At 40.4% G+C, this 25,889-nt stretch carries 10 protein-coding genes; 7 read left to right on the top strand and 3 right to left on the bottom strand.

Annotated features, from left to right (window positions below):
• Nucleotides 1–110: 110 nt before the first annotated feature.
• Both ACSVH7_RS13090 and ACSVH7_RS13085 read left to right on the top strand, forming a co-directional pair.
• Complete coding sequence (locus tag ACSVH7_RS13090) at nt 111–1,418, top strand: amidohydrolase (protein ID WP_438067147.1); 1,308 nt, start codon at nt 111–113, stop codon at nt 1,416–1,418.
• A 3-nt stretch (nt 1,419–1,421) separates the two neighbouring features.
• Nucleotides 1,422–1,895 carry a nuclear transport factor 2 family protein gene (locus tag ACSVH7_RS13085; RefSeq protein ID WP_438067146.1) on the top strand — a complete coding sequence of 158 codons (474 nt, stop codon included), beginning with the start codon at nt 1,422–1,424 and terminating at the stop codon, nt 1,893–1,895.
• Between the two features lie 163 nt (nt 1,896–2,058).
• Here the strand turns inward: ACSVH7_RS13085 and ACSVH7_RS13080 are convergent, their stop codons facing one another.
• Nucleotides 2,059–3,621, bottom strand: coding sequence for an NAD(P)/FAD-dependent oxidoreductase (locus ACSVH7_RS13080; RefSeq protein WP_438067214.1), 1,563 nt, complete (start codon nt 3,619–3,621; stop codon nt 2,059–2,061).
• An 805-nt stretch (nt 3,622–4,426) separates the two neighbouring features.
• On the opposite strand from ACSVH7_RS13080, the gene ACSVH7_RS13075 reads away from it, so the two are divergent.
• The gene (locus ACSVH7_RS13075; RefSeq protein WP_438067145.1) at nt 4,427–4,666 is read left to right on the top strand and encodes a hypothetical protein; all 240 of its coding nucleotides are present in this window, start codon (nt 4,427–4,429) and stop codon (nt 4,664–4,666) included.
• 80 nt (nt 4,667–4,746) lie between these two features.
• Here the strand turns inward: ACSVH7_RS13075 and recQ are convergent, their stop codons facing one another.
• Nucleotides 4,747–6,942 (bottom strand): DNA helicase RecQ, encoded by a 2,196-nt coding sequence (recQ, locus tag ACSVH7_RS13070; protein ID WP_438067144.1) that lies wholly within the window; start codon nt 6,940–6,942, stop codon nt 4,747–4,749.
• 84 nt (nt 6,943–7,026) lie between these two features.
• Here recQ and ACSVH7_RS13065 point away from each other — a divergent pair, with 84 nt between their 5' ends.
• The 4 genes from ACSVH7_RS13065 (at nt 7,027) to lptB (ending at nt 10,007) form a co-directional block, all read left to right on the top strand.
• Nucleotides 7,027–7,992, top strand: a complete 966-nt coding sequence (locus ACSVH7_RS13065) for a KpsF/GutQ family sugar-phosphate isomerase (RefSeq protein WP_438067143.1) — start codon at nt 7,027–7,029, stop codon at nt 7,990–7,992.
• Entirely contained in the window at nt 7,992–8,807 is an 816-nt protein-coding gene (gene tatC / locus ACSVH7_RS13060) for a twin-arginine translocase subunit TatC (protein ID WP_438067142.1), read from the top strand. The genes ACSVH7_RS13065 and tatC overlap by 1 nt, the downstream gene beginning before the upstream one ends.
• Nucleotides 8,800–9,147 (top strand): carboxymuconolactone decarboxylase family protein, encoded by a 348-nt coding sequence (locus tag ACSVH7_RS13055; protein WP_438067141.1) that lies wholly within the window; start codon nt 8,800–8,802, stop codon nt 9,145–9,147. Before tatC ends, ACSVH7_RS13055 begins: the two co-directional genes overlap by 8 nt.
• A 101-nt stretch (nt 9,148–9,248) precedes the next feature.
• Nucleotides 9,249–10,007, top strand: coding sequence for an LPS export ABC transporter ATP-binding protein (gene lptB, locus ACSVH7_RS13050; protein ID WP_438067140.1), 759 nt, complete (start codon nt 9,249–9,251; stop codon nt 10,005–10,007).
• Nucleotides 10,008–10,153: 146 nt separating this feature from the next.
• Here lptB and ACSVH7_RS13045 read toward each other — a convergent pair whose 3' ends face one another.
• Nucleotides 10,154–25,660, bottom strand: a complete 15,507-nt coding sequence (locus tag ACSVH7_RS13045) for an Ig-like domain-containing protein (RefSeq protein ID WP_438067139.1) — start codon at nt 25,658–25,660, stop codon at nt 10,154–10,156.
• Between the last annotated feature and the right edge of the window lie 229 nt (nt 25,661–25,889).

Raw genomic sequence — 25,889 nt, 5'->3', positions numbered from 1 at the left:
ATTAAAACCCAATTTGTATACCTCTTAAGAAGCCGAATTTTTCGGCTTTTTTTTATGAATTGAAGCAGTTCCTTTTTTACTATATTTGTTGGTAACCGAAAACCAAATTCATGAAAAAAACAACAATTACTTCAACCCTTTTGCTTATTGCATTGTGCAGTACTGCCCAAAATCAAGCCCTAAAAACAAAAGTAGCTCAAAAAGCAGCCAGTTTAGAATCGAAAGTAGTTAGTTGGAGACGAGAATTGCATCAAAATCCAGAATTAGGTAATAGAGAGTTTAAAACTTCAGAAAAGATTGCTGCCCACTTACGTTCTTTGGGAATTGAAGTTCAAACAGGAGTGGCAAAAACCGGAGTTGTTGGTATTCTAAAAGGAGGAAAACCTGGACCAGTTGTAGCACTAAGAGCCGATATGGATGCGCTCCCCGTAAAAGAACGAGTAAATCTGCCTTTTACTTCCAAAGTAACAGGAGAATATAACGGACAAGCTGTGGGAGTAATGCATGCATGCGGCCATGATACCCATGTGGCCATGTTAATGGGAACAGCTGAAATTCTAGCCTCGATAAAAAATGAAATAAAGGGAACTGTAAAATTCATTTTCCAACCTGCAGAAGAAGGACCACCAGAAGGCGAAGAAGGTGGCGCTGAATTAATGGTAAAAGAAGGGGTTTTGAATAACCCTAAAGTAGATGTTATTTTTGGCCTTCATATTAATGCACAAACCGAAGTGGGTCAAATCAAATACCGTCCAAAAGGAACGATGGCTTCCTCAGATTGGTTTACCATACAAGTCAACGGTAAGCAATCCCACGGTGCTTATCCCTGGCAATCTGTTGACCCTATCGTTACCGCCTCACAAATTGTTCTCGGCTTACAAACTATTGTAAGTCGCAATGTAAATTTAACCGAAAACGCTGCTGTAGTAAGCGTAGGCCAAATCAATGCTGGAGTTCGAAGCAATATCATCCCTGAGTCGTTGACACTGAGTGGTACGATTCGAACGTTGGATTCCCAAACCCAAGACTTTATTCATAGCAGAATCAAAACCATCGCTACCAATATAGCCGAAAGCGCAGGCGCCAGCTCAGAAGTTACCATTTCTAAAAAAACATTAATAACCTATAATGACCCCTCACTTACAGAACAAATGCTCCCTACTTTACAAGCAGCAGCAGGAAAAGACAACGTGCATTTAACTGAGGCCGTTACTGGAGCCGAAGACTTCTCTTTTTATCAAGCCAAAATCCCAGGATTATTTTACTTTATTGGTGGAATGCCTAAAGGAAAAAAAGCTAGTGAAATGCCTTCACATCATACTCCTGACTTTTATATAGACGAAGGCAGCTTTGTTTTAGGAATGACGAGTATGGCAGATTTGACTTTGGACTATATGGAAATGAATGCTAAAAAGTAGTACATGAAAACCTATCTATTTTCCATTTATATCATTTGCAATTTCTTATTCGCAACAACCGTGATTGCTCAAGAAAAAAAAGTAGCGCCAACTTCACAAGAGTTGTACAATGAAATTGCGACTATGGACACTCAACTTTTTGAGGCCTTCAACGCAAAAGACATGTCCAAATTTAAACCCCTGTTTACCGAAGACTTGGAATGGTACCAAGACAATGGTGGCTTATTGTCGTATGACACTGTTTTTGCCAATTTTGAAAAAATGTTCAAAAACGAAAACAAACTTACTCGAACGCTAGTAAAAGGAAGCCTAGAAGTACATCCTATAAAAGATTTTGGAGCCATCGAAGTAGCCCAACATCAATTCCGACATATGGAGAACGGAAAAGAAGAAGTTGGCACCTTCAAATTTGTTGCCATTTGGAAAAAAATAGGCAATCAATGGAAAGTTTCACGAATGATAAGTTATGACCATTAAAATGTATTTTTCATAAATCAATTTTATTCATATTCGGGGCGTGCCACCATAAAAGAAAGAGGCCAACTCATGCTAGTGGTGAGTCGGCCTCTTTTTTTTATGCTGTCGGGCTATCCGCAGTACTTTGGTACTTGCTCCTATCCCTCACGCAGCTATCCAAAATTTAATTTTTCAATACCTCCGCAATCTTCTGTGCACATTTCTCGCCATCAATCGCTGCCGAAATAATGCCTCCTGCATAACCAGCTCCTTCACCACAAGGATACAATCCTTTAATTTGAAGATGCTCTAAGGTGTAATTGTCTCTTGGAATTCGAACTGGGGAAGAGGTTCTAGATTCGGGAGCGTGCAAAATCGCTTCGTTTGTAGCATAACCTTTCATCGATTTCCCGAATTCTGAAAATCCTTGACGCATAATTTGGGTTAAAAATCCTGGAAAAACTTGTCCCAATTCCACTGATGTTGTCCCTGGAACATAGGACGTTTTGGGAATATCAGAGGACGTTTTACTTTGGGTAAAATCCACTAAACGTTGTGCAGGCACTTTTTGCGTCTGACCCGCCAATTGCCACGCTTTTTGTTCAATGCTTTTTTGAAACTCCATTCCTGCAAGTGCTCCAAACTTGGCAAAGGGTTTAAAATCCTCCAATTTCAATTCTACTACAATTCCTGAATTGGCTGTATACTGATCTCTTTTAGAAGGCGACCAACCATTGGTAACCACTTCACCTGGACTGGTAGCACAAGGCGCAATCACACCTCCCGGACACATACAAAATGAATACATCCCGCGACCATTCACTTGTTTTACTATTGAATATGGCGCTGGTGGCAAATGTTCTCCACGGTAATCACAGCTATATTGTATGGTATCAATTAAAGATTGTGGGTGTTCCGCTCTCACGCCAAGCGCAAAAGGTTTTGCCTCAATTAAAACTTTCTTATTATCTAACAATTCGAAAATATCCCGTGCAGAATGTCCAGTAGCTAAAATTAATTTATTGGCCGATATGACTGCACCATTTTGAGTTGTCACGCCTTGAACTTCATTGTTTTTTATTATGATGTCCGTAACTCTGGTTTCAAAAATAACTTGACCACCGCATTCAATTATTTTTTCACGAATATCTTGAATGATTTGCGGTAGTTTATTTGTACCAATGTGTGGATGAGCGTCGACCAAAATATCAGGTGTCGCTCCAAAAGCTACCAATAATTCTAGTATTCTATTTACGTCACCTCTTTTTTTGGAACGTGTGTATAATTTTCCATCCGAATAGGTTCCTGCTCCACCTTCACCAAAACAATAATTCGAATCTTCGTTTACTATATGGTCTCTGTTGATGGCTTTCAAATCCCTACGTCGGCCGCGAACATCTTTTCCGCGTTCAATAACTATAGGTTTCAAACCCAGTTCGATCAATTGAAGTGCTGCAAAAAGTCCAGCTGGTCCAGCACCTACTACAATCACTTCTTGTGCATTCGCTACGTTTTGATAGTCTGGCAAAGCTATTTTTTGTTCCAAAAAAGGTTCTCCATTTAAGTAAACCATCACTTTTAAATTGATTTTGACCGCTTTTTGACGCGCATCAATAGAACGTTTTACAATAGTTACATCCTGAATTTCTTTGACCGAAATTTTTAATTGTCGAGACAAATAATCGTTTAGTAACGTTTCGTTAGCAGCAATCTCTGGAGCAACTTGTAATAGGAGTTCTTGTGGCATGGTATCTGAATACTTCAATTTTTAGAGTAAAACATCTTTGTTTACTCAGGCTACAAAAGTACTATTTTGAATTCAATTTTTAGAATTAGATTGAAAAACGGCAGGAGGTTCTCAAAAAAAATAAAACATATAAGTCATTGAAGTGTTTAGTTGAAACGGAGTGTTTGTGTTTAAACCATATAAGACATATATGGGCATATAAGGTTAGTTTTGAAATCTGTAGCTGAAAAAATTCAAACACAAAGATTCACAAAGAAAACACGAAGTACACTAACAATTAAACTGTAAAAACCATATAAGACATTTGAGGGCATATAAGGTTAGTTTTGAAATCTGTAGCTGAAAAAATTCAAACACAAAGATTCGCAAAGAAAACACGAAGCACACTAACAATTAAACTGTAAAAACCATGTAAGGCATTTGAGGGCATATAAGTTTTACTAAAATCCTTATCAAAATTAAAAAAAGATTAACCGCAAGGAGTGCAAAGGGTTACGCAAGGGGCGCTAAAAATATAAGACGTTTAAAGGCGTATAAGTTTTGTGATAAAACCCTTCAATCTTATTGCTCTATTTTGAATATCTGTGTAAAAAAAATCAATTGGCATTTTTTTCTTGTGCGGGATTAAAATCCAGCGCTACAATATTGGTCGAGTCTACGACTCTTTTTTTGCACCTCTATTAGTTCCTGCGAAACGAATGGATTTTGTAGTAACGGATTTTAATCCCTTGTAGAATCGGTAGATTTTATACCAACGCTTCGGATAAGTATTTGTAATTTTGGGATTTACTCTTAAATCAAAAAAATGACTAGACAAATAAAATTAATTTGGGATTTTCGAGGTCCTACTTCTGCAAAAACCGCTGAACATCACGAAATACATTTGAAAGAATATATCAAAATCGAAAAGCTACCACTTGGAATTACTGGATTTCAAACCTATGGAGAAATGCATGCTATTGCTTTCATGGTCGTAGAAGAAAGCGATATGATTCCAGTACGCGATGCCTTAAAACCACATCGAGGAGAAGTTTATGAAAGCTAAATTCCAATAAAAAAAATCCAAATTCCAAAACTCAAAAGAGCAACTTGGAATTTGGATTTTTAAAATATTGTAATTTGATTTTAATTAGCTACTTCACTAATAAATTTAATGCGCATCAAACGCAATTCATCAATATCATACTCGCCATCAAATTCTTTTAAAGCTTCTTCAATGTTATCCGAATGGGATTCCATGAAATAATCATGAATTTCTTCTTGTTGGTCTTCATCCAAAAGATCATCGATCCAATATCCTATATTCAATTTAGTACCCGAATATACGATTTGCTCCATCTCTTTGATTAAGGCGCCCATGGTAAGCCCTTTGGCAGAGGCAATATCAGTCAAGGCTAATTTCCGATCTATATTTTGAATGATATACAATTTGTTGGCAGAGTTTACGCCTGTCGATTTGACTACCAAATCATCGGGACGCACAATGTCGTTCTCCTCCACATAACGCTGAATTAAAGCCACGAATGCCTTACCATATTTTCGCGCTTTACCTTCTCCAACTCCATGAATATTAATTAATTCATCCAATGAAATCGGATATTTCAAAGCCATATCTTCCAATGAAGGATCTTGAAAAACCACAAAAGGCGGAACCCCTAATTTTTTGGCTTCCTTTTTTCGCAATTCTTTCAACATTCCCATTAAGGCTTCATCAGCCGTTCCTGTAGATTTGGCTGCTGTCACTATCGCATCGTCTTCTGTTTCGTTATATTCATGATCCTCAGACATTACAAACGAAAAAGGCTTTTCAATAAAATCAAGTCCTTTCGGAGTGATTTTCACCACGCCATACGTTTCGATGTCTTTGGATAAAAAACCATCCACCAAAACTTGACGCAATAACGCCATCCAATATTTCTCGTCATGCGCTTTTCCGCTACCAAAAAAAGATTGTGCATCTGTTTTATGTGCTTTAATCACGGCATTAACGCGACCAATTAGGGTAAAAACGATCTCTTTGGATTTGTAAATATGTTTGGTGCCTTTCACCACTTGAAGCAGTTTCACTACTTCATTCATGGCTTCCACCTTCTTCTTCGGATTCCTAACATTGTCATCCATGGTGCCGCCTTCACCGGTTTCGTTGTCAAATTCTTCTCCAAAATAATGCAACAAGAATTTACGTCTAGACATCGAAGTTTCTGCATAAGCCACTACTTCTTGCAATAAAGCAAAACCTATTTCTTGCTCAGCTACCGGTTTACCTGAAAGGAATTTTTCTAATTTCTCTACATCTTTATAAGAATAATACGCTAAGCAATGTCCCTCGCCTCCATCTCTACCCGCACGTCCGGTTTCTTGATAATAACTTTCTAATGATTTTGGAATATCGTGATGAATTACATAGCGCACATCAGGTTTGTCGATCCCCATCCCAAAAGCGATAGTAGCTACCACCACATCTACATCTTCCATCAAAAACATGTCTTGATGTTTCGCTCTAGTTTTAGCGTCCAATCCAGCGTGATAGGGTACCGCGCTGATGCCGTTTACTTGCAAAACCTCGGCAATGGATTCTACTTTTTTGCGACTCAAACAGTAAATAATACCAGACTTACCTTTATGTTGTCGAATAAACCGAATGATATCCGATTCGATATTTTTAGTTTTGGTACGTACTTCATAAAACAAATTCGGACGATTAAAAGAAGCCTTGAAGGTTTTCGCATCCGACATTTCTAAGTTTTTCAGAATATCCTCTTGAACTTTTGGAGTAGCCGTTGCGGTCAAACCAATAACCGGCACCTTCCCTAATTGCTTAATGATATGTCTCAAATTGCGATACTCAGGCCTAAAATCATGTCCCCATTCTGAGATACAATGCGCTTCATCTATAGCCACAAAAGACAAGGGCACTTGCTGAAGAAATTGAACGTACTCGTCTTTAGTCAACGATTCAGGGGCCACATACAACAACTTGGTGATCCCTTTAGTGATATCCGCCTTAACTTGAGCAATTTCTGTTTTAGTCAAAGAGGAATTTAACACATGAGCCACGCCATTATCAGAAGACAAGCTCCTAATGGCGTCGACTTGATTCTTCATCAAAGCAATAAGAGGAGACACTACTATCGCAGTTCCTCCTAAAACTAAGGCAGGAAGCTGGTAACATAAGGATTTACCACCTCCCGTGGGCATAATAACAAAAGTATTTTCTTTATTCAAAAGAGTCGTAATGACTTGTTCTTGCAATCCTTTGAACTGACTGAAGCCAAAATACTTTTTTAATTCTTTGTGGATATCAATTTCGTTTGAATTCATTCTTTATTATGTGGTATTTTGTATAAATTTGCATCCTTTAAAGATACAAAAATCTTTATTTTTTACAAATTTAAACATTCTGTTTTGATAAGCAACGAAAACCTACTGGCATTAGCCAAAAAAACAATACTTTCTGAGAGTGAGTCTATTGCAAAGTTGACTACTTTTCTAGATGATAATTTCATTGCAACCGTAGAAAAAATTTACCGCTCCAAAGGCCGTGTGGTGATCACTGGAATTGGCAAAAGTGCCATCATTGCTCAAAAAATTGTAGCGTCTTTGAATTCTACCGGAACGCCTGCCTTATTTTTACATGCGTCAGAAGCCATCCATGGCGACTTAGGAATGATTCAAAATGAAGATGTGATTCTCTGTATTTCCAAAAGTGGGAACAGCCCAGAAATTAAGGTTTTGGTGCCGCTACTAAAACGTTTTGGGAATACTTTAATAGGAATATCTGGAAACATGACTTCTTTCTTAGCCAAAGAATCTCATTTTGTGCTCAATACCACTGTAGAAGCAGAATCTTGTACTATGAATTTGGCGCCAACCAATAGTACCACGGCGCAATTGGTCATGGGCGATGCACTTACGGTATGCCTCATGGAAATGAGAGGGTTTCAAGCCGAAGATTTTGCTAAATACCATCCAGGTGGTGCCTTAGGGAAAAAATTATTACTCAAAGTAAAAGACCTTATCGAAAATTCTTTACAACCATTAGTTAGTCCAGAAACATCCATCAAAAAAGCGATTTTTGAAATTTCAGAAAAAAGACTAGGAGTTACGGCAGTAATCGAAAACGAAAAAGTGGTAGGGATCATTACCGATGGCGATATTCGTAGAATGCTAAACGATAGAGATAGCATTGCAGACGTAACGGCTCAAGAGATCATGACCAAAAATCCGAAACAAATTCATTCAGAAGCCATGGCCATTGACGCCTTCAATATGATGGAAGACAATGCCATTACACAACTCATTGTTATTGATAATGGACACTATAAGGGCATTTTACATATTCATGACATTTTAAAAGAAGGAATTGTATAATGGCTAAGAAAAACCTTAATGAAATGTCATTTTTAGACCATCTAGAAGAATTAAGATGGGTACTCGTGCGAAGTACGACAGCAATTCTAATCATGGCTTGTGGCACTTATTTTTTTAGCAGTTTCCTTTTTGATAGTATCATTTTTGGACCTACGCGTCCGAGTTTTTTTACCTATCGCTTTTTTTGTGACCTGCAACAACAACTCGGATTTGCCGATAGCATCTGTATTACCGAACTTCCGTTTATCATTCAAAACACCCAAATGGAAGGACAGGTCAATATGTTTGTTTGGATGTGTTTATTAGCCGGTTTCATCCTAAGTTTTCCCTATATTTTATTTGAAATCTGGAAATTCATCAGTCCGGCTTTGTATGAAAAAGAGAAAAAAGGAGCTAAATTTTTTATCAGTATCTCTTCTTTCCTATTTTTTCTAGGCGTTCTTTTTGGCTATTTTGTCATCATTCCAATGTCGGTAAACTTTGTCGCAACTTTTACGGTTTCAGATATGGTAAAAAACCAATTCACCTTAGAATCCTATATTGGCTTGGTCAAAACTTCTGTTTTAGCAGGAGGATTATTTTTTGAATTGCCAATCATCATTTATTTTTTAACCAAATTAGGACTAGTAACCCCAGAATTTTTAAGAAAATACTGGAAATACGCTGTAGTGATTATTTTAATCGTAGCGGCCATTGTAACACCTCCAGATGTGGTGAGTCAAACGGTAGTGGCTATTCCTATGTTGGTCATTTATGAAGTGAGTATTTTAATTTCCAAAATAGTAACGCGTAATCAAAAAAAACAAAATGGCTAATATTGTAGAAGAATTCAATGAGTACCGTTCTAAAATGAACGAAAAATTGTTAGCAGATAATAACAAAATTGTAAAACGTATTTTCAATCTAGACACCAATGCTTATGCTGCCGGAGCTTTAGATGTAAAAACTAAAGAGCTATTAGGCTTAGTCGCTTCCGCAGTGTTACGTTGTGATGATTGCATCAAATACCATTTGGAAACCAGTCACAAAGAAGGCATTACCAAAGAAGAAATGATGGAAGCTATGGGGATAGCCACTTTGGTAGGCGGCACAATTGTGGTCCCTCATTTACGCAGAGCTTACGAATTCTGGGAAGCTTTAGAGGAGCAAAACTAAAAGCACCTAAAAGCTGGCCATTCGCTAAAAACTTTTCAAATTTAGGAAGAAAATAAACTCTCAGCATCTTAGCAACTAAGACGCTCAGCAACTCAAACAAAATGAAATTAAGAGCAGAAAACCTCATCAAAACCTATAAAGGACGCAGTGTCGTAAAAGGAATTTCCCTAGAAGTCAACCAAGGAGAAATTGTAGGTCTTTTGGGGCCTAACGGCGCGGGTAAAACCACGTCTTTTTATATGATTGTAGGATTGGTAAAACCCAATTCTGGTCATATTTATTTGGATGATTTGGACATTACCCAATATCCGATGTACAAACGAGCACAGCAAGGCGTAGGATACCTCGCACAAGAGGCTTCTGTTTTTAGAAAATTAAGTATCGAAGATAATATTTTGAGTGTCTTGCAATTGACGAATCATACCAAAGAAGAGCAAATAGCCAAAATGGAGAGTCTGATTGCAGAATTCAGTTTAGAACACATTCGTACCAATCGTGGCGACTTGCTCTCGGGAGGTGAACGAAGAAGAACTGAAATTGCGCGTTGTTTGGCTACTGACCCAAAATTCATCTTGTTGGATGAGCCTTTCGCAGGAGTTGATCCCGTTGCGGTAGAAGACATTCAACGCATTGTCGCACAATTAAAAAATAAAAATATTGGTATTTTAATCACCGATCATAACGTACAAGAAACTTTAGCCATCACCGACAAAACCTATTTGATGTTTGAAGGAGGGATTCTAAAAGCGGGAACTCCTGAAGAATTGGTAGAAGATGAAATGGTGCGCCGCGTATATTTGGGACAAAATTTTGAACTACGAAGAACAAAGATCGATTTTAACACCCCAAAAGTAGAATAAATTTAGTCTCTCAAATACAATCCCATCTTTAAAGATAATCAACTATTACACTAAAAAGTAATAGCCTTAATTTATAAAAACCCTTTCTGAATTGATTATTCAGAAAGGGTTTTCTATTAGAAAGAAAGTATTTGTCACCTTAACATTTAAAAAGAAAGATACAAATAGCCTACTTTCTGCTTCACAGTTCCACTAATTGTTTTTTTATATTTGATGACATAGTAATACGTGCCTGGTGAAAGTTGTTCATTCTTACCGATTGCCGTCTTACTATCTGATCGTCCCATAAATACATTCGAAGTATTATCATAACCTCTAACCTCAAAAACTAATTGTCCCCAACGATTGTATATTTCAACACTATTTTCAGGATAACTCTCAATTTTATCAATAATTAATACATCGTTTAATCTATCATTATTAGGTGAAATAGCATTTCTAACTACTATATCACAACTTGAAGAACTGTCATCAAAGTCACAAGGATCTTTTAGTTCAACTGTAATTATTGCAGTTGAACAATTATTAGCATTGAGTTTATCACAAATTGAATACGTTAAAATATAGATTCCTATTGCTGAACCTGCTGGAATGACTACTCTTCCTTGGCTATCCACCGTTACTCCTTGTAAACCATCATTGTCTACAATGGTAAGCACAATACTTTGAGGATTTATTCCTCCATTATTTTCTTTATCATTTGCTAAAACATCCAAAACTTGCTCCTTTGAAGCATCAAAAGGTATCGAAGAAAAATCATCATCAACAGCATCAAGAACAAAATCTAATATGGTAATTGTTTTAGAAACAGTTGTGGTACAACCAGTACCTTTTGTAACTGAATAACTAATAATCACATCTCCTAATGAAAGTCCTGTTACTATTCCAGAGGATGTAATGGTAGCCACAGCAATGTTACTGCTACTCCAAACACCTCCTGATGTATTATTACTCAACTGCGAGACTGCCCCAATATTTAAAGTGTTAAGACCAACAATTGGACCAACAATTGGCAACGAATTAGCAGTAATCAATACCGTATCACTCATCACACTAACACATCCATTTTGTGTTACTTCTACTGTATAAATTCCAGAAGCTGTAGCGGTATAGCTATTGGCAGTAGCACCCGAAATGACCACCGCATCTTTGTACCACTGATTGCCTGTTGCAGCACTGCTTCTTAATACCACTGACCCTGGGGCGCAAAAACTAGTAGCCCCTGAAATACTAACTGTAGGCTGTATCGGTTGAGCTGTTACTGTAAGGGTCTTAGCTACACTCGTCACACAACCACTGCTATTGCTTACGCTATAGGTAATTGTGACCGTACCTGCACTCACGCCTGTGACTACTCCAGAACTATCAATGCTGGCGATTCCTGTATTGCTGCTGCTCCAAACACCTCCCAAGGTGGTGCTCGAAAGCGTGCTACTAGAATTGGCACAAACCCTATCGACTCCAGAGATAGCTCCAACTACTGGATTTGGCGTAACTCCTACTTGTATTGCTGCACTCATTCCACTAACACAACCTGTTGCATTTATTGTTTCTACCATATAACTTCCAGTTGAAGTAGCAAAATACTCATTACCCGTAGCACCTGCTATAGCTAGTCCGTCCTTAAACCATTGGTTACCTGTTGCAGATGAAGTATACAAACGAACACTAGTACCTTCACAAACCGTTGTATTTCTTGAAGAACGTATTATCGGAATACTTAGATTAGTATTAGCTGAAACCAATACCTCTTCACTCATCTCACTTGTACATCCATTTTGAGATACTTCAACCGCATATGAGCCAGATTCCGTTGCCGAAAATGTTTTAGCGGAGGCACCTGCTATCACCACACCATCTTTGTACCACTGATTACCCGTTGTAGCGCTGCTGGTTAAAACCACCGAACCTGGGACACAGAAACTTGTAGCTCCTGAGGGGATAATGCTTGGTTTGTTGGGTAATGCTGTAACTATGATGGTTTTACTCACATTGCTCACACAGCCAAACTTAGTGGTAACGGCAAAAGTAATAGTGGCTGTACCAGCACTCACTCCAGTCACCAAACCAGTACCATCAACATTAGCGATACCTGTATTGCTTGTACTCCAAACTCCTTTAAGAATAGTATTGCTTAGTTGAATACTAGATCCCGCACACACCACTGCCGCACCTGTTATTGGGTCTACCACTGGAGGCATACTAACGGTGACTACCACCGGGGAACTTTCTTCACTGGCACAACCATTTATCGTACTAATTACTGTATAGGAACCTGCATCCGCTGCAGTATAGACTCTAGCGGTAGCACCCGTTATCGCGCTGCCGTCTTTGTACCACTGGTTGCCTGAACTAGCACTACTGATTAGGGTCACCGTTGCAGGGGAACAGAAACTTGTGGCTCCTGAGGCGGCAATAGTAGGCTGTATTGGTTGGGCCGTTACGGTAATGGTTTTGGCCACACTTGTAATACAGCCACTCGTATTGCTTGCGCTATAGGTAATGGTTACTGTACCAGCACTAACTCCTGTTACCACACCAGAACCATCAATACTTGCGATGCCGGTATTGCTGCTACTCCAAACTCCTGCTGTGGTAGTACTTGCAAGGGTGATGCTAGAATTAGCACAAACCCTATCTGCTCCTGTAATAGGTGCTACAATGCGGTTAGGATTTACCGTTACCAGTATTGGTGCGCTCAACCCACTTACACATCCCGTTGAATTACTACTCTCTACGGTATAAGAACCCGTTTCGGTAGCACTGTAATCACTTCCGGTTACTCCTGCTATCTCTATTCCATTTTTAAACCATTTATTGCCTGTTAATGAAGAGGTGTGTAAACGAACACTTGCTCCTTCACAAATTACCGTGTTACCTGTAGCATTCAACGTTGGGATACTCGGAGTGGCATTGGCCGTTACCGTTACCTGATCACTCTCTGCACTCACACAGCTGTTTTGAGTCACTATTACTGTGTACACTCCTGTCGCTGTAGCAGTATAACTGCTTGTTGTTGCTCCGGTTATGGCTACTCCATCTTTGTACCACTGGTTGCCTGAACTAGCGCTGCTGGTCAAAACTACAGAGCCTGGAGAACAGAAACTCGTAGCTCCTGAGGTAGTAATGCTTGGTTTGAGCGGTAATGCTGTTACCGTGATGGTTTTACTCACACTGCTTGAACAACCAAATTTAGTGGTTACGGTAAAGGTTATAGTGGCTGTACCTGCACTTACTCCCGTTAAAAGTCCTGTACCATCTATACTGGCGATGCCTGTATTGCTACTACTCCAAACACCTTTGAGAATAGAATTACTCATTTGGATAGTAGAACCTGCACAAACCACGGCTGCACCTACTATTGGGTCTACCACTGGAGGCATACTAACGGTAACTACCACCGCAGCACTCTCTTCACTAGCACAACCATTTACAGTACTAATTACTGTATAAGAACCTGCATCAGCTGCAGTATAAACCCTAGAGGTAGCTCCCGTTATTGCGATACCGTCTTTGTACCACTGGTTGCCCGTTGTAGCACTACTGCTTAGGGTCACCGTTGCTGGAGAACAGAAAGTAGTCACTCCTGAAGCGCTAATGGTAGGTTGTATCGGCTGGGCTATAACTGTAATGGTTTTGGTTACACTCGTCACGCAACCACTTGTATTGCTTGCGCTATAGGTAATGGTGACTGCACCAGCGCTCACTCCTGTTACCACTCCCGAGCCATCAATACTTGCGATGCCTGTATTGCTGCTGCTCCAAACTCCTCCTGAGGTGGTGCTAGAAAGCGTGCTACTCGAATTGGCACAAACCCTGTCTGAACCTGTTATAGGCGCTACTATGCGGTTAGGGTTTACCGTTACCAGTATTGGTACGCTTATACCGCTCACACATCCTGTTGTATTGATTGTTTCAACAGTGTATGATCCACTGGTGGTAGCGATATAATCACTACCGGTTTCCCCTGGAATTTCTATTCCGTTTTTAAACCATTTATTGCCTGTGAGTGAAGAGGTGTGTAAACGAACACTTGCCCCTTCACAAATAATCGTGTTGCCTGTAGCATTCAACGTTGGAATACTCGGAGTCGCATTGGCTGTTACCGATACTTGATTACTCTCTGCACTCACACAGCTGTTTTGCGTCACAATTACCGTGTACACTCCTGTCGCTGTAGCAGTATAACTGCTTGTTGTTGCTCCGGTTATGGCTACTCCATCTTTGTACCACTGGTTGCCCGTTGTAGCACTGCTTCTCAGTACCACCGAGCCTGGGGCACAGAAGCTTGTACTGCTAGCTGTAGTAACCGAGGGCTTACTAGGTAAAGTAATAACGGTAATCTCTTTGCTAACACTGCTTGAACAACCCGATAATCGACTGGTAAAGGTATAAGTAATCGTTACCCTACCTGCACTGATTCCTGTCAAAAGTCCTGAACCATCAATAGTAGCAATACCTGTATTACTACTACTCCACACTCCTCTAGGAATCGTATTGCTCAGCAAAGTCGTAGTGCTTGTACATACTGCGTCTGCTCCAGTTATTGGGTCTAAGAAAGGTGCACCATTCGCCCGAACCACAACAGCATTACTCTCAGTACTCGAACAACCATTTTGAGTACTAACTACCGTATAAGATCCTGAGTCAGTAGCAGTATAAACACTTGCTGTTGCCCCTACTATTGGTGAATTATCTTTATACCACTGATTTCCTGTGCTTACACTACTACTCAATACCACCGAACCCGGTAAACAAAATGAAGTAGGACCTGAAGTTCCTATAACAGGGGTTGCTGGATCTGGGGTTACCGTAATGATTTTGGTTACACTCGTCACACAACCACTTGAATTGGTAACGCTGTAGGTAATGGTTACCGTACCGCCAATTATTCCTGTAACCTCTCCAGAGCCATCAATAGTCGCGATACCTGTATTGCTGCTGCTCCAAACACCTCCTGCAGTAGCACTGCTTAAGGTACTACTCGTATTGGCACATACCCTGTCCGCTCCTGTTATAGGCGCTACAATTCGGTTGGGGTTTACCGTTACCAGGATTGGTGCGCTTGTGCCACTAACACAACCTGTCGTATTACTAGTTTCTACCGTATAAGTACCCGTTTCGGTAGCGATATAATCACTACCCGTTTCTCCTGGAATCTCTATTCCATCTTTAAACCATTTATTGCCTGTGAGTGAAGAGGTGTGTAAACGAACACTTGCTCCTTCACAAATAATCGTGTTGCCTGTAGCATTGAGTGTTGGGATACTCGGAGTGGCATTGGCCGTAACCGTTACTTGATCACTCTCTGCACTCACACAGCTGTTTTGCGTCACAATTACCGTGTACACTCCTGTCGCTGTAGCAGTATAACTACTTGTTGTTGCTCCGGTTATTACTGCCCCATTTTTGTACCACTGGTTACCTGAACTAGCGCTGCTGGTTAAAACTACAGAGCCTGGAGCACAGAAACTGGTACTACTAGCTGCAGTAACCGAGGGCTTACTAGGTAAAGTAGTAACGGTAACCTCTTTGCTAACACTGCTTGAACAACCCGATAATCGGCTGGTAAAGGTATAAGTAATCGTTACCCTACCTGCACTGATTCCTGTTACCAATCCTGAACCATCAATAGTAGCAATACCTGTATTACTACTACTCCACACTCCTCTAGGAATCGTAGTGCTTAGCAAAGTCGTAGTGCTTGTACAAACTACGTCTGCTCCTGTTATTGGGTCTAAGAAAGGTGCACCATTCGCCCGAACCACAACAGCGTTACTCTCACTACTCGAACAACCATTTTGGGTGCTAATTACCGTATAGGATCCTGAGTCAGTAGCAGTATAAACTCCAGCGGTAGCACCCGTTATTGCACTGCCGTCTTTGTACCACTGATTTCCTGTGGTTGCGCTACTACTCAATACTACCGAACCCGGTAAACAAAATGAAGTAGAACCTGAAGTTCCTATAATAGGTGTTACTGGCTCTGGGGTTACCGTAATGATTTTGCTCACACTCGTCACACAACCACTTGAATTGGTCACGCTATACCTAATAGTTACTGTACCTCCAAATTTTCCTGTAACCACTCCCGATCCATCAATAGTAGCAATACCTGCATTGCTACTGCTCCAAACTCCTCCTGAGGTGGTGCTAGAAAGCGTGATGCTCGAAGTGGCACAAACCGTGTCTGGGCCTGTTATAGGGGCTACTATGCGGTTCGGATCAACAGTTACTAGTACCGGTGTGCTTGTGCCACTCACGCAACCCGTCGAATTGCTAGTCTCTACCGTATAGGATCCACTGGTGGTAACGATATAATCACTGCCCGTTTCCCCTGGAATTTCTATGCCATTTTTAAACCATTTATTACCTGTTAAAGACGACGTATGTAAACGAAGACTTCCGCCTTCACAAATAACAGTATTGCCAGTAGCATTCAATGTAGGAACGCTTGGGGTGGCATTAGCTGATATCGTTACTTGGTCACTCTCTGGACTCACACAGCTGTTTTGCGTCACAATTACCGTGTAAATACCCGAATCGGTGGCGGTATAGTTGCTGGCTGTAGCTCCCACTATTGGGGTACCATCTTTGTACCATTGGTTGCCCGTTGTAGCGCTGCTTCTCAGTACCACCGAGCCTGGGGCACAGAAGCTTGTACTGCTAGCTGTAGTAACCGAGGGCTTACTAGGTAAAGTAGTAACCGTAATCTCTTTGCTAACACTATTTGAACAACCTGATAATCGGTCGGTAAAGGTATAAGTTATCGTTACCCTACCTGCACTGATTCCTGTTAACAATCCTGAACCATCAATAGTAGCAATACCAGTATTACTACTACTCCACACTCCTCCAGGAATCGTATTGCTAAGCAAAGTCGTAGTGCTTGTACATACAACAGCGGCTCCTGTTATTGGGTCTAGCGCAGGTACAGGATTTGCCTGAACCACAACAGCGCTACTCTCAACACTCGAACATCCATTTTGGGTACTAACTACCCTATAGGATCCTGAGGTAGTAGCAGTATAAACACTGGCTGTTGCACCTACTATTGGTGAATTATCTTTATACCACTGATTTCCTGTGGTTGCACTACTACTCAATACCACCGAACCCGGTAAACAAAATATAGTAGGACCTGAAGTTCCTATAACAGGTGTTACTGGATCTGGGGTTACCGTAATGGTTTTGGTTACACTCGTCACACAACCACTTGAATTGGTAACGCTATAACTAATGGTTACCGTACCGCCAATTATTCCTGTAACCTCTCCCGACCCATCAATTGTCGCGATACCTGTGTTGCTGCTGCTCCAAACACCACCTGCAGTAGCACTGCTTAAGGTAGTACTCGTATTGGCACATACCCTGTCCGCTCCTGTTATAGGTGCCACAATTGGGTTAGGGTTTACCGTTACCAGGATTGGCGTACTTAAGCCACTCACACATCCTGTCGTATTGATGGTCTCTACGGTATATGATCCACTGGTGGTAGCACTGTAATCACTTCCGGTTACTCCTGCTATCTCTTGACCATTTTTAAACCATTTATTGCCTGTGAGTGAAGAGGTGTGTAAACGAACACTTGCCCCTTCACAAATAACCGTGTTGCCTGTAGCATTGAGCGTTGGGATACTCGGAGTGGCATTGGCCGTTACCGATACTTGGTTACTCTCTGCACTCACACAGCTGTTTTGCGTCACAATTACCGTGTAAATACCCGAATCGGTGGCAGTATAATTGCTCGCGGTGGCTCCTACTATTGCCACGCCGTCTTTGTACCATTGGTTGCCCGTTGTAGCACTACTTCTAAGTACCACCGAGCCTGGGGCACAGAAGCTTGTACTGCTAGCTGTAGTAACCGAGGGCTTACTAGGCAAAGTAGTAACGGTAATCTCTTTACTAATACTATTTGAACAACCCGATATTCGGCTGGTTATGGTATAAGTAATCGTTACCCTACCTGCACTGATTCCTGTTAACAGTCCTGAACCATCAATAGTAGCAATACCTGTATTACTACTACTCCACAATCCTCTAGGAATCGTATTGCTCAGTAAAGTCGTAGTGCTTGTGCATACTACGTCTGCTCCAGCTATTGGGTCTAAGAAAGGTGCATCATTCGCCTGAACCACAACAGCGCTACTCTTACTACTAGAACAGCCATTTTGGGTACTAACTACCGTATAAGATCCTGAGTCAGTAGCAGTATAAACACTCGCTGTTGCGCCTACTATTGGTGAATTATCTTTATACCACTGATTTCCTGTTGTTGCGCTACTACTCAATACTACCGAACCCGGTAAACAAAATGAAGTAGGACCTGAAGTTCCTATAACAGGTATTGCTGGATCTGGGATTACCGTAATGGTTTTGGTTACACTCGTCACACAACCACTTGAATTAGATACACTGTAGGTAATGGTTACTGTACCGCCAATTATTCCTGTAACCACTCCCGATCCATCAATAGTGGCAATACCTGCATTGCTACTACTCCAAACACCACCTGCAGTAGCACTGCTTAAGGTACTACTTGTATTGGCACATACCCTGTCTGCACCAGTAATAGGGGCTACTATGCGGTTAGGGTTTACCGTTACCAGTATTGGTGTGCTTAAGCCACTAACGCATCCTGTCGTATTAATGCTCTCTACTGTATATGATCCACTGGTGGTCGCGATATAATCACTACCGGTTTCCCCTGGAATCTCAACTCCATTTTTAAACCATTTATTGCCTGTGAGCGAAGAGGTGTGTAAACGAACACTTCCGCCTTCACAAATAATCGTGTTGCCTGTAGCATTCAACGTTGGAATACTCGGAGTGGCATTGGCCGTTACCGCTACTTGATTACTCTCTGGACTCACACAACCGTTTTGCGTAACGATCACGGTATAGGTACCTGTAGTGGTAGCGGTATAACTCGTAGCGGTAGCTCCCACTATCGCTACGCCATCTTTGTACCACTGGTTGCCCGTAGTTGCGCTACCATTCAATACCACCGAGCCTGGTGCACAGAAACTTGTACTGCTTGCTGGGGTAATGATGGGTTGTGTCGGTTGGGGATTGACCGTAATGTCCTTGGTGACACTTGAGGCGCAACCAAACTTAGTGGTCACTGTAAAAGTAATGGTGACACTACCTCTACTTACGCCTGTTACTAAACCAGTACCATCAATTGTAGCGATTCCTGTATTGCTGCTACTCCAAACCCCTTTGAGGATACCATTACTCAATTGAAGCGTCGAACCTGAACAAACCACATCGGGACCTATGATTGGATCTACCACTGGAGGTATATTAACGGTGACTACCACCGCGGCACTTTCTTCACTAGCACAACCATTTATCGTACTAATTACTGTATAAGAACCTGCATCCAAGGCAGTATAGACATTAGCTGTAGCACCCGTTATCGCAACCCCATCTTTGTACCACTGGTTCCCTGTTGCAGCACTACTGGTTAACTCTACCGAATCCGGAGAACAGAAAGTAGTCGCTCCTAAAGCGCTAATGGTAGGTTGTATCGGTTGGGCTATGACCGTAATGGTTTTGGTCACACTCGTCACACAACCAATGCTATTGGATAAGCTGTAAGTAATGGTTACCGTACCAGCACTAACTCCTGTAACCACTCCTGAGCCATCAATACTAGCGATACCGGTATTGTTGCTGTTCCAAACACCTCCTGAGGTGGTGCAAGAAAGTGTGCTACTCGAATTGGCACAAACCGTATCTGGGCCAGTAATAGGTGCCACAATTCGGTTAGGGTTTACCGTTACAACTATCGGTGTACTGAGTCCACTCACACAACCTGTCGTATTGATGGTCTCTACGGTATAAGTACCTGTAGTGGTAGCGATATAATCACTTGAGGTTTCCCCTGGAATTTCTATGCCATTTTTAAACCATTTATTACCTGTTAATGAAGAGGTGTGTAAACGAACACTTGCTCCTTCACAAATAACAGTGTTGCCTGTAGCATTCAACGTTGGGGCACTTGAAGCACTATTCGCCGTTACCGTTACTTGATTGCTCACCTCACTAACGCAGCTGTTTTGCGTCACTATTACCGTGTAAATACCCGAATCGGTGGAAGTATAGGTGCTGGAGGTGGCTCCTCCTATCGCTACTCCATCTTTGTACCATTGATTGCCGGTAGTAGCACTACTGTTTAATACTACAGATCCTGGAGCACAGAAACTTGTAGCTCCTGAAGCAGTAATGCTTGGCTTGAGCGGCAGTGCTGTTACAGTTATCGTTCCTGTCACATTGGCTACTGTTGCGCATTGTGCACTACTGGTTTGAATCGTATAATTGAAAACTCCCGCTGCTGTAGGCGTACCGCTAATGGTTAACGTATTTGCAGCAAAATTAGCACTCACTCCTGCAGGTAGGCCAGTAACAACGGCATTGGTAACCTTAGTAGTGGTATAAACAATGTTGGTCATTGCTGTATTGGCACATAGCGTTTGGGCATCAGTACCCACGGCAGACGTCAATTGAATAGTAGGTGGTGTAGTCAAGAAGGTAAAGACAGCATTGTTAGGCAAATCAAGATTTGAAAAATAAACAACACCATTACTATAAGATACTGCATCAATGGTAGTTGCAGCACTAAAAATACCGTCTCCATCTGCATCTACCACCATTTTGATATCATTAGCACTAGCAATTGATAAACATAACCCTTTTGTATCAAAAGTTAAATTATAGGTACCTGGTGTATTGGTTTTAGCTACTTTCCATTCACGACCCAAGCGTTTTTTACCACTCAAATTGGTAGGTAAATCAGTAGTTTGTTCTGTTAAAGCACCACTATCATTACCTATCATTACAAAATCGCCATCATCTAATGAAGTTGGATCACTCAATACAATATTTCCTTTGCCATCTTGCCCAGTTCCATTTCCGCTTCCTGTATTGATGCTATTGGATTGGGTTTGATTCAACGCACTTTTACTGTCTTTTCCTATTCCAAAAACATCGTGCCAATAGGTTCGATATTCCCAAATTGAAGAACCACTAGAACTAACATAATTATTTACTGACTCATCGAGGGTGATACCATACTTAACTGCCAAGTAACTCTCTACTTTCTTGCGATCAAACTCAGCTAAGGCGGTTGGATAGGTGATAATTTCAGCTACTTCCCCATTGAAATTATAACCATCTAAAATTTTTAAACCTCCAATCAAAGGGGTAACGGAGGGAAGAATTGAATAATCAACTTGAGGACCACCTGCTTGGTTCAAAAATGTTTTTTTTCCATTAGTCCATGCATCTGCAAACCCTGGGGATACGGTAGAAGAAAAATCCAAATCCTGAATAGCAAATTGATCGTAGCCAATACTATTCGGAAATGCTTTATAAGCAGAATACATTCCAACATTTTCAAAGTAAATAAACTCGGAGGTTCGAAAATTATTCAAAAAAATCCCCTTAGATCCTGTAGCATTAGAATTACCAAACAGAGAAGTGACGCGCTTACTTGTTGTGGTAGCATTTCTATAAACTGCAAATGCCTGACCAATATCTATAGCTGTATTTCCATCCAATCGATTGATAGGTTCCACATTTATACTTGCATCATGAGAAAAACTTGCAGTCGGATTAAAATTAATGGAATTATTTTTGTACCCAATAGTTCCTTTCTTGGTAAAGGTATTGATACCTATTTGATCCAACCATTGTGTTAAATTGGCCCCTGAGTTAGTTACCCCTTCGTTCGATTTTAACCAAAGATTCGCTCCACTAACTCCTCCTGGATAGAGTAAGGTCTCACTTTTTACCCACAAACCAAAGCTTACATCGTTAGCCACATTGTCGTCATTATAAAGAATCATTCGTTCCCCAACACTAGGTATCCAAACAATACCATTAACGTTACCACAGGTATGGAATATGTTTTCTTTCAAAGTACTACCTCTATTTGTGTTACAAGTAGCGTCTCCTGTAACATTTAATGCTGCCACTCCTGTCCAAGAATCATTTATGCTATTATCGACTAATCCTCCATGTAATGTTTGCCCCAATTTAACACGAGATACTAAAGTAGCACTTGCACTTGAAACATCTAATAAACCATTACTGGCTCTCACTTTAAGTCTATTGATATCTCCTAAGTTGGCTAAAGTAACGGTATTTAGTATTCCTCTAGTTGCAGTATCTAAAGTCGCTACTTCTTGTAGATTTTGATTAACAGCTGCCCCGATATCATTGGCTACTAATACCCAGCCCTTTTCAACTTTAGTTTCAAATAGATTTCCGTTTAAGTTGAAGGTATAGCTACCATTTGGGGTTGAAGCACTAACTTGTTTTATTTCAGTGAAAGGATTACAACCTGTACCCACTGGTTCAGCTGTATTGAATGTAATCGTGAAATTGTCCGTAGCGGTTGCCACACCGTCTAATGTTGTCACTTGAACCGCACCTGATGCTCCAGCTCCAATCTTTACAATAACATTAGTACTTGTTGTACTAACCACAGTTACAGGAGTACCACCAATAGTAACTGATTGAACAGTGGATAAATTAGTCCCGTTTATGGTTAGATTAGAACCTATACAACCCGTTACATTAGATATACTTGATATTGTTGGTGGTGGTGATGGTTTCACCCATAAACTGAAACTTAACGCATTGGCAACATTACCACTACTATCGCTAATTCTTCTAATTCCTTGGCTTGGAATCCAATTAGTACCAATAAAACTTCCACAAGTGTGAATGATATTTCCTTTCAGAGCATTTCCAAAGGTAGTTGGACAGCTAGCATCATCTTTAATATTAGTTTCTGAAGCGCCCACCCACGATTCGTTAATCGAATTATCCGCTTGACCTTGATGTAGGGTTTGACTTAGTTTAATTCTTTCAATAATAGTAGCATTCGTACTGACTACATTCAAAACCTCATCACTGGACTTTATCCTAACTCGTTCTAAATTTCCTAAATTGGCTAAAGCACTAGTACTTAAAATACCTTTGGTAGTGACATCTAGACTAGTTAATTCAGTTAAATTACCTGATACAATAGCTCCCGAATCATTAAGAACTAATATCCAACCTGCTTCAACTTTCGTTTCAAACAAATTACCATTAAGATTAAAGGTATATAAACCGTCTGGAGTAGCAGGTGTTACTTGATTTGTATTCGAAAACGGATTGCACGCAGTCCCTAAAGGCTGGTTAGTATCAAAAACAATAGTGAAATTATCTGCAGCCGTTGCCACACCATCCAGTGACGTAAGTTGAACAGCTCCCGATGCTCCTATTCCAATTTTTACAATCACACTAGTATTGGTTACACTAACCACATTTACAGGAATACCTCCAATAGTAACTGATTGTGTTGTGGATAAATTAGTCCCGTTTATAGTTAACGTAGAACCTATACAGCCAGTTAAACTAGACAAAGAAGTAATTGTTGGTGGTATGGATAGTTGCACCCATAAACCGAAACTAACCGTATTGGCTACATTACCACTACCATCACTAATTCTTCGAACCCCCTGACTTGGAATCCACGTAGTTCCAATTGAACTGCCGCAGGTGTGTATGATAGTTTCCTTCAAAGTTGTCCCGAATGAAGTAGTACAAAAGGCATCATCTTTTATATTTGCTGCAGACGCGCCTGTCCAAGTTTCATTTATGGCATTGTCATTTACTCCCTGATGCAGCGTTTGACCAAGCCTTATCCTTGATTTTAGGGTTGGATCATTACTCGTAACATCCAATAGTCCATCACTGGATTTAATTTTAATGGAACTAAGAAAACGCAATTCAGACAATATAGAAGGAAGGAGAATACCTCGTACATTGCTATCCAGCGTTTGAACTTCAGCTAAATTCTGATTCACTGGTACTCCTACATCATTAGCTATTAACAAATAGCCTCCTTCTGCCTTTGTTTCAAACAGCGTTCCATTGATATTGAAGGTGTATAATCCATCTGATGTTATCGCACTAGCTTGGCTTATTGCAGTGAAAGGATTACAGCCTGTACCTAAAGGCTCATTTGCATCAAACGTGATTGTGAAATTGTCCGTAGCGGTAGTGACACCGCCTAATGTAGTAACTTGAACAATTCCAGAAGCTCCAACAGCAATCCTAACAGTGACAGCAGTGTCTGTTGTACTGACTATAGTAACAGGTGTGCCTCCAATAGTAACGGATGGAAAACTGGATAAACCAGTTCCATTGATCGTTAAATTTGATCCTATACAACCTGTCAAATTAGACAAAGCATTGATAACCGGAGGAGGAGTCTGCTTTACCCATAATCCAAAACTTATGGTACTGGCTACATTACCACTACCATCACTAATTCTTCGGACCCCTTGAATTGGAAACCAGTTAGTTCCAATAGAACTACCACAGGTGTGAATTATATTTTCCTTCAAGGCTGTTCCGATTACTGTTATACAAGCGGCATCATCTTTTAAATTTGAAGCAGAAGCTCCTACCCAAGAATCATTAATAGCATTATCATTTACACCCTGATGAAGCGTTTGCGATTGTTTAACTCTTGAAATAAGTGTTGCATTATTACTGAAGACATCCAATACTCCATCACTGGATCTTAGGTTTAGGGTATTGAAGTTCCCTAAATTAGATAATATAGTAGGAGTCAAAAGACCTCTAACCGTAGCATCTAATGTAGTTACTTCTTGTAAACTTTGAGAAACGGGTGCTCCTACATCATTAGCCACCAACACCCAACCATTGGCATCAACATACGGACTAAATGTAGTACCGTTGATATTAAATGGATACAATCCTGCTGTAGTCACAGTACTTGCCTCTTCTATCGAAGTAAATGACTGGATTGGGGTAGTAAATGTTTTATCTGCTCCAAAAGTATCTCCTGATGAATTGGTAGCTTTCAAGCGAAAATGGTAGGTTGTATTAGGTTGTAGTCCTGTAATGTCTGCTAAAATTGGTAGCGTTACGTTGTCATTATTACTAGCTGGATTTCCTGCTATCGTTTGACCATAAGCAGTGGTAGTGCCGTATTCAAAAGAAAAGGTAGCATTGGTACCATTTGGATTCGCTTCTCCATTTAAGGTTGCTCCACTTGACGATATTGCCGTGGCATCATTGGTATTTAGTGTTAAAGGTAAAGGTACATTGCTGTACACACATACTTCTCCTGGAAAAGCGCCACCATTGCCGTATAATTGTATTCTAAAATGATATATCTGACCCGGAAGAGTAGTATAGGTAATTTGCTCCAAGCCTGCCCCTTGTGTATTATCCGAACAAGCTATGGAGTTCATATTGGGATCACAATGATCGAACAAATGCAACACCACGTCAATGCCAGTTTGTGTAGATTTATAATTAATAGTGGTTTGGGTTGAAATAGCCGTAAACCAACCCCAGGTATCTTCTACAGTTGAAGACCCGCAATTATTTAGGTTCGTGTTTTGCCAATAAGCTGTTCCATTATTTACACCAAATGATTTATTAAAAGTAACATAGGTACAAGAGTTGCCATTGACTACAACTTCTCCTGCTGGCTCCGTTGTACAAAGATTTGTTTGTGCAAAACTATTTGTTGTTGCCATCAGCAATCCAAAAACCAATAAGACAAATTTGTAGATAGTAACAGAAGTCGAGCCGTTATTAGGAGTAATTCTCACCATAAGGATAAAATGTTTTTATTCTGCATCTAAAAAAAATTATACAATTATTTTTTAAAACAAGTAACAATACCGCTTTAAAGTTAGGTCTTCTGCAAAAGAAATCAAATGTTTTAATTAAAAAAATAAAACATAAGACACTAAAAAACAATAACATAGGACATATAACGACCAAAAAAGACAAAAAAATCCATAATAAATTGTTGCTGTTTTAAATTGACATCAAATCAGC

This window comes from Flavobacterium sp. TSSA_36, from assembly GCF_051547165.1.
In the GTDB taxonomy this organism is placed as follows: Bacteria; Bacteroidota; Bacteroidia; order Flavobacteriales; family Flavobacteriaceae; genus Flavobacterium.
Note: the sequence above shows the minus strand (reverse complement) of the source record. Positions and strands in the feature narration are given on the sequence as shown.

What these genes read in the sequence shown, in the direction of transcription:
- ACSVH7_RS13085 (WP_438067146.1), top strand. Translation starts at nt 1,422, where the DNA reads ATGAAAACCTATCTATTTTCCATTTATATCATTTGCAATTTCTTATTC.
- ACSVH7_RS13090 (WP_438067147.1), top strand. Translation starts at nt 111, where the DNA reads ATGAAAAAAACAACAATTACTTCAACCCTTTTGCTTATTGCATTGTGC.
- lptB (WP_438067140.1), top strand. Translation starts at nt 9,249, where the DNA reads ATGAAATTAAGAGCAGAAAACCTCATCAAAACCTATAAAGGACGCAGT.
- tatC (WP_438067142.1), top strand. Translation starts at nt 7,992, where the DNA reads ATGGCTAAGAAAAACCTTAATGAAATGTCATTTTTAGACCATCTAGAA.
- recQ (WP_438067144.1), bottom strand. Translation starts at nt 6,942, where the DNA reads ATGAATTCAAACGAAATTGATATCCACAAAGAATTAAAAAAGTATTTT.
- ACSVH7_RS13045 (WP_438067139.1), bottom strand. Translation starts at nt 25,660, where the DNA reads ATGGTGAGAATTACTCCTAATAACGGCTCGACTTCTGTTACTATCTAC.
- ACSVH7_RS13055 (WP_438067141.1), top strand. Translation starts at nt 8,800, where the DNA reads ATGGCTAATATTGTAGAAGAATTCAATGAGTACCGTTCTAAAATGAAC.
- ACSVH7_RS13075 (WP_438067145.1), top strand. Translation starts at nt 4,427, where the DNA reads ATGACTAGACAAATAAAATTAATTTGGGATTTTCGAGGTCCTACTTCT.
- ACSVH7_RS13080 (WP_438067214.1), bottom strand. Translation starts at nt 3,621, where the DNA reads ATGCCACAAGAACTCCTATTACAAGTTGCTCCAGAGATTGCTGCTAAC.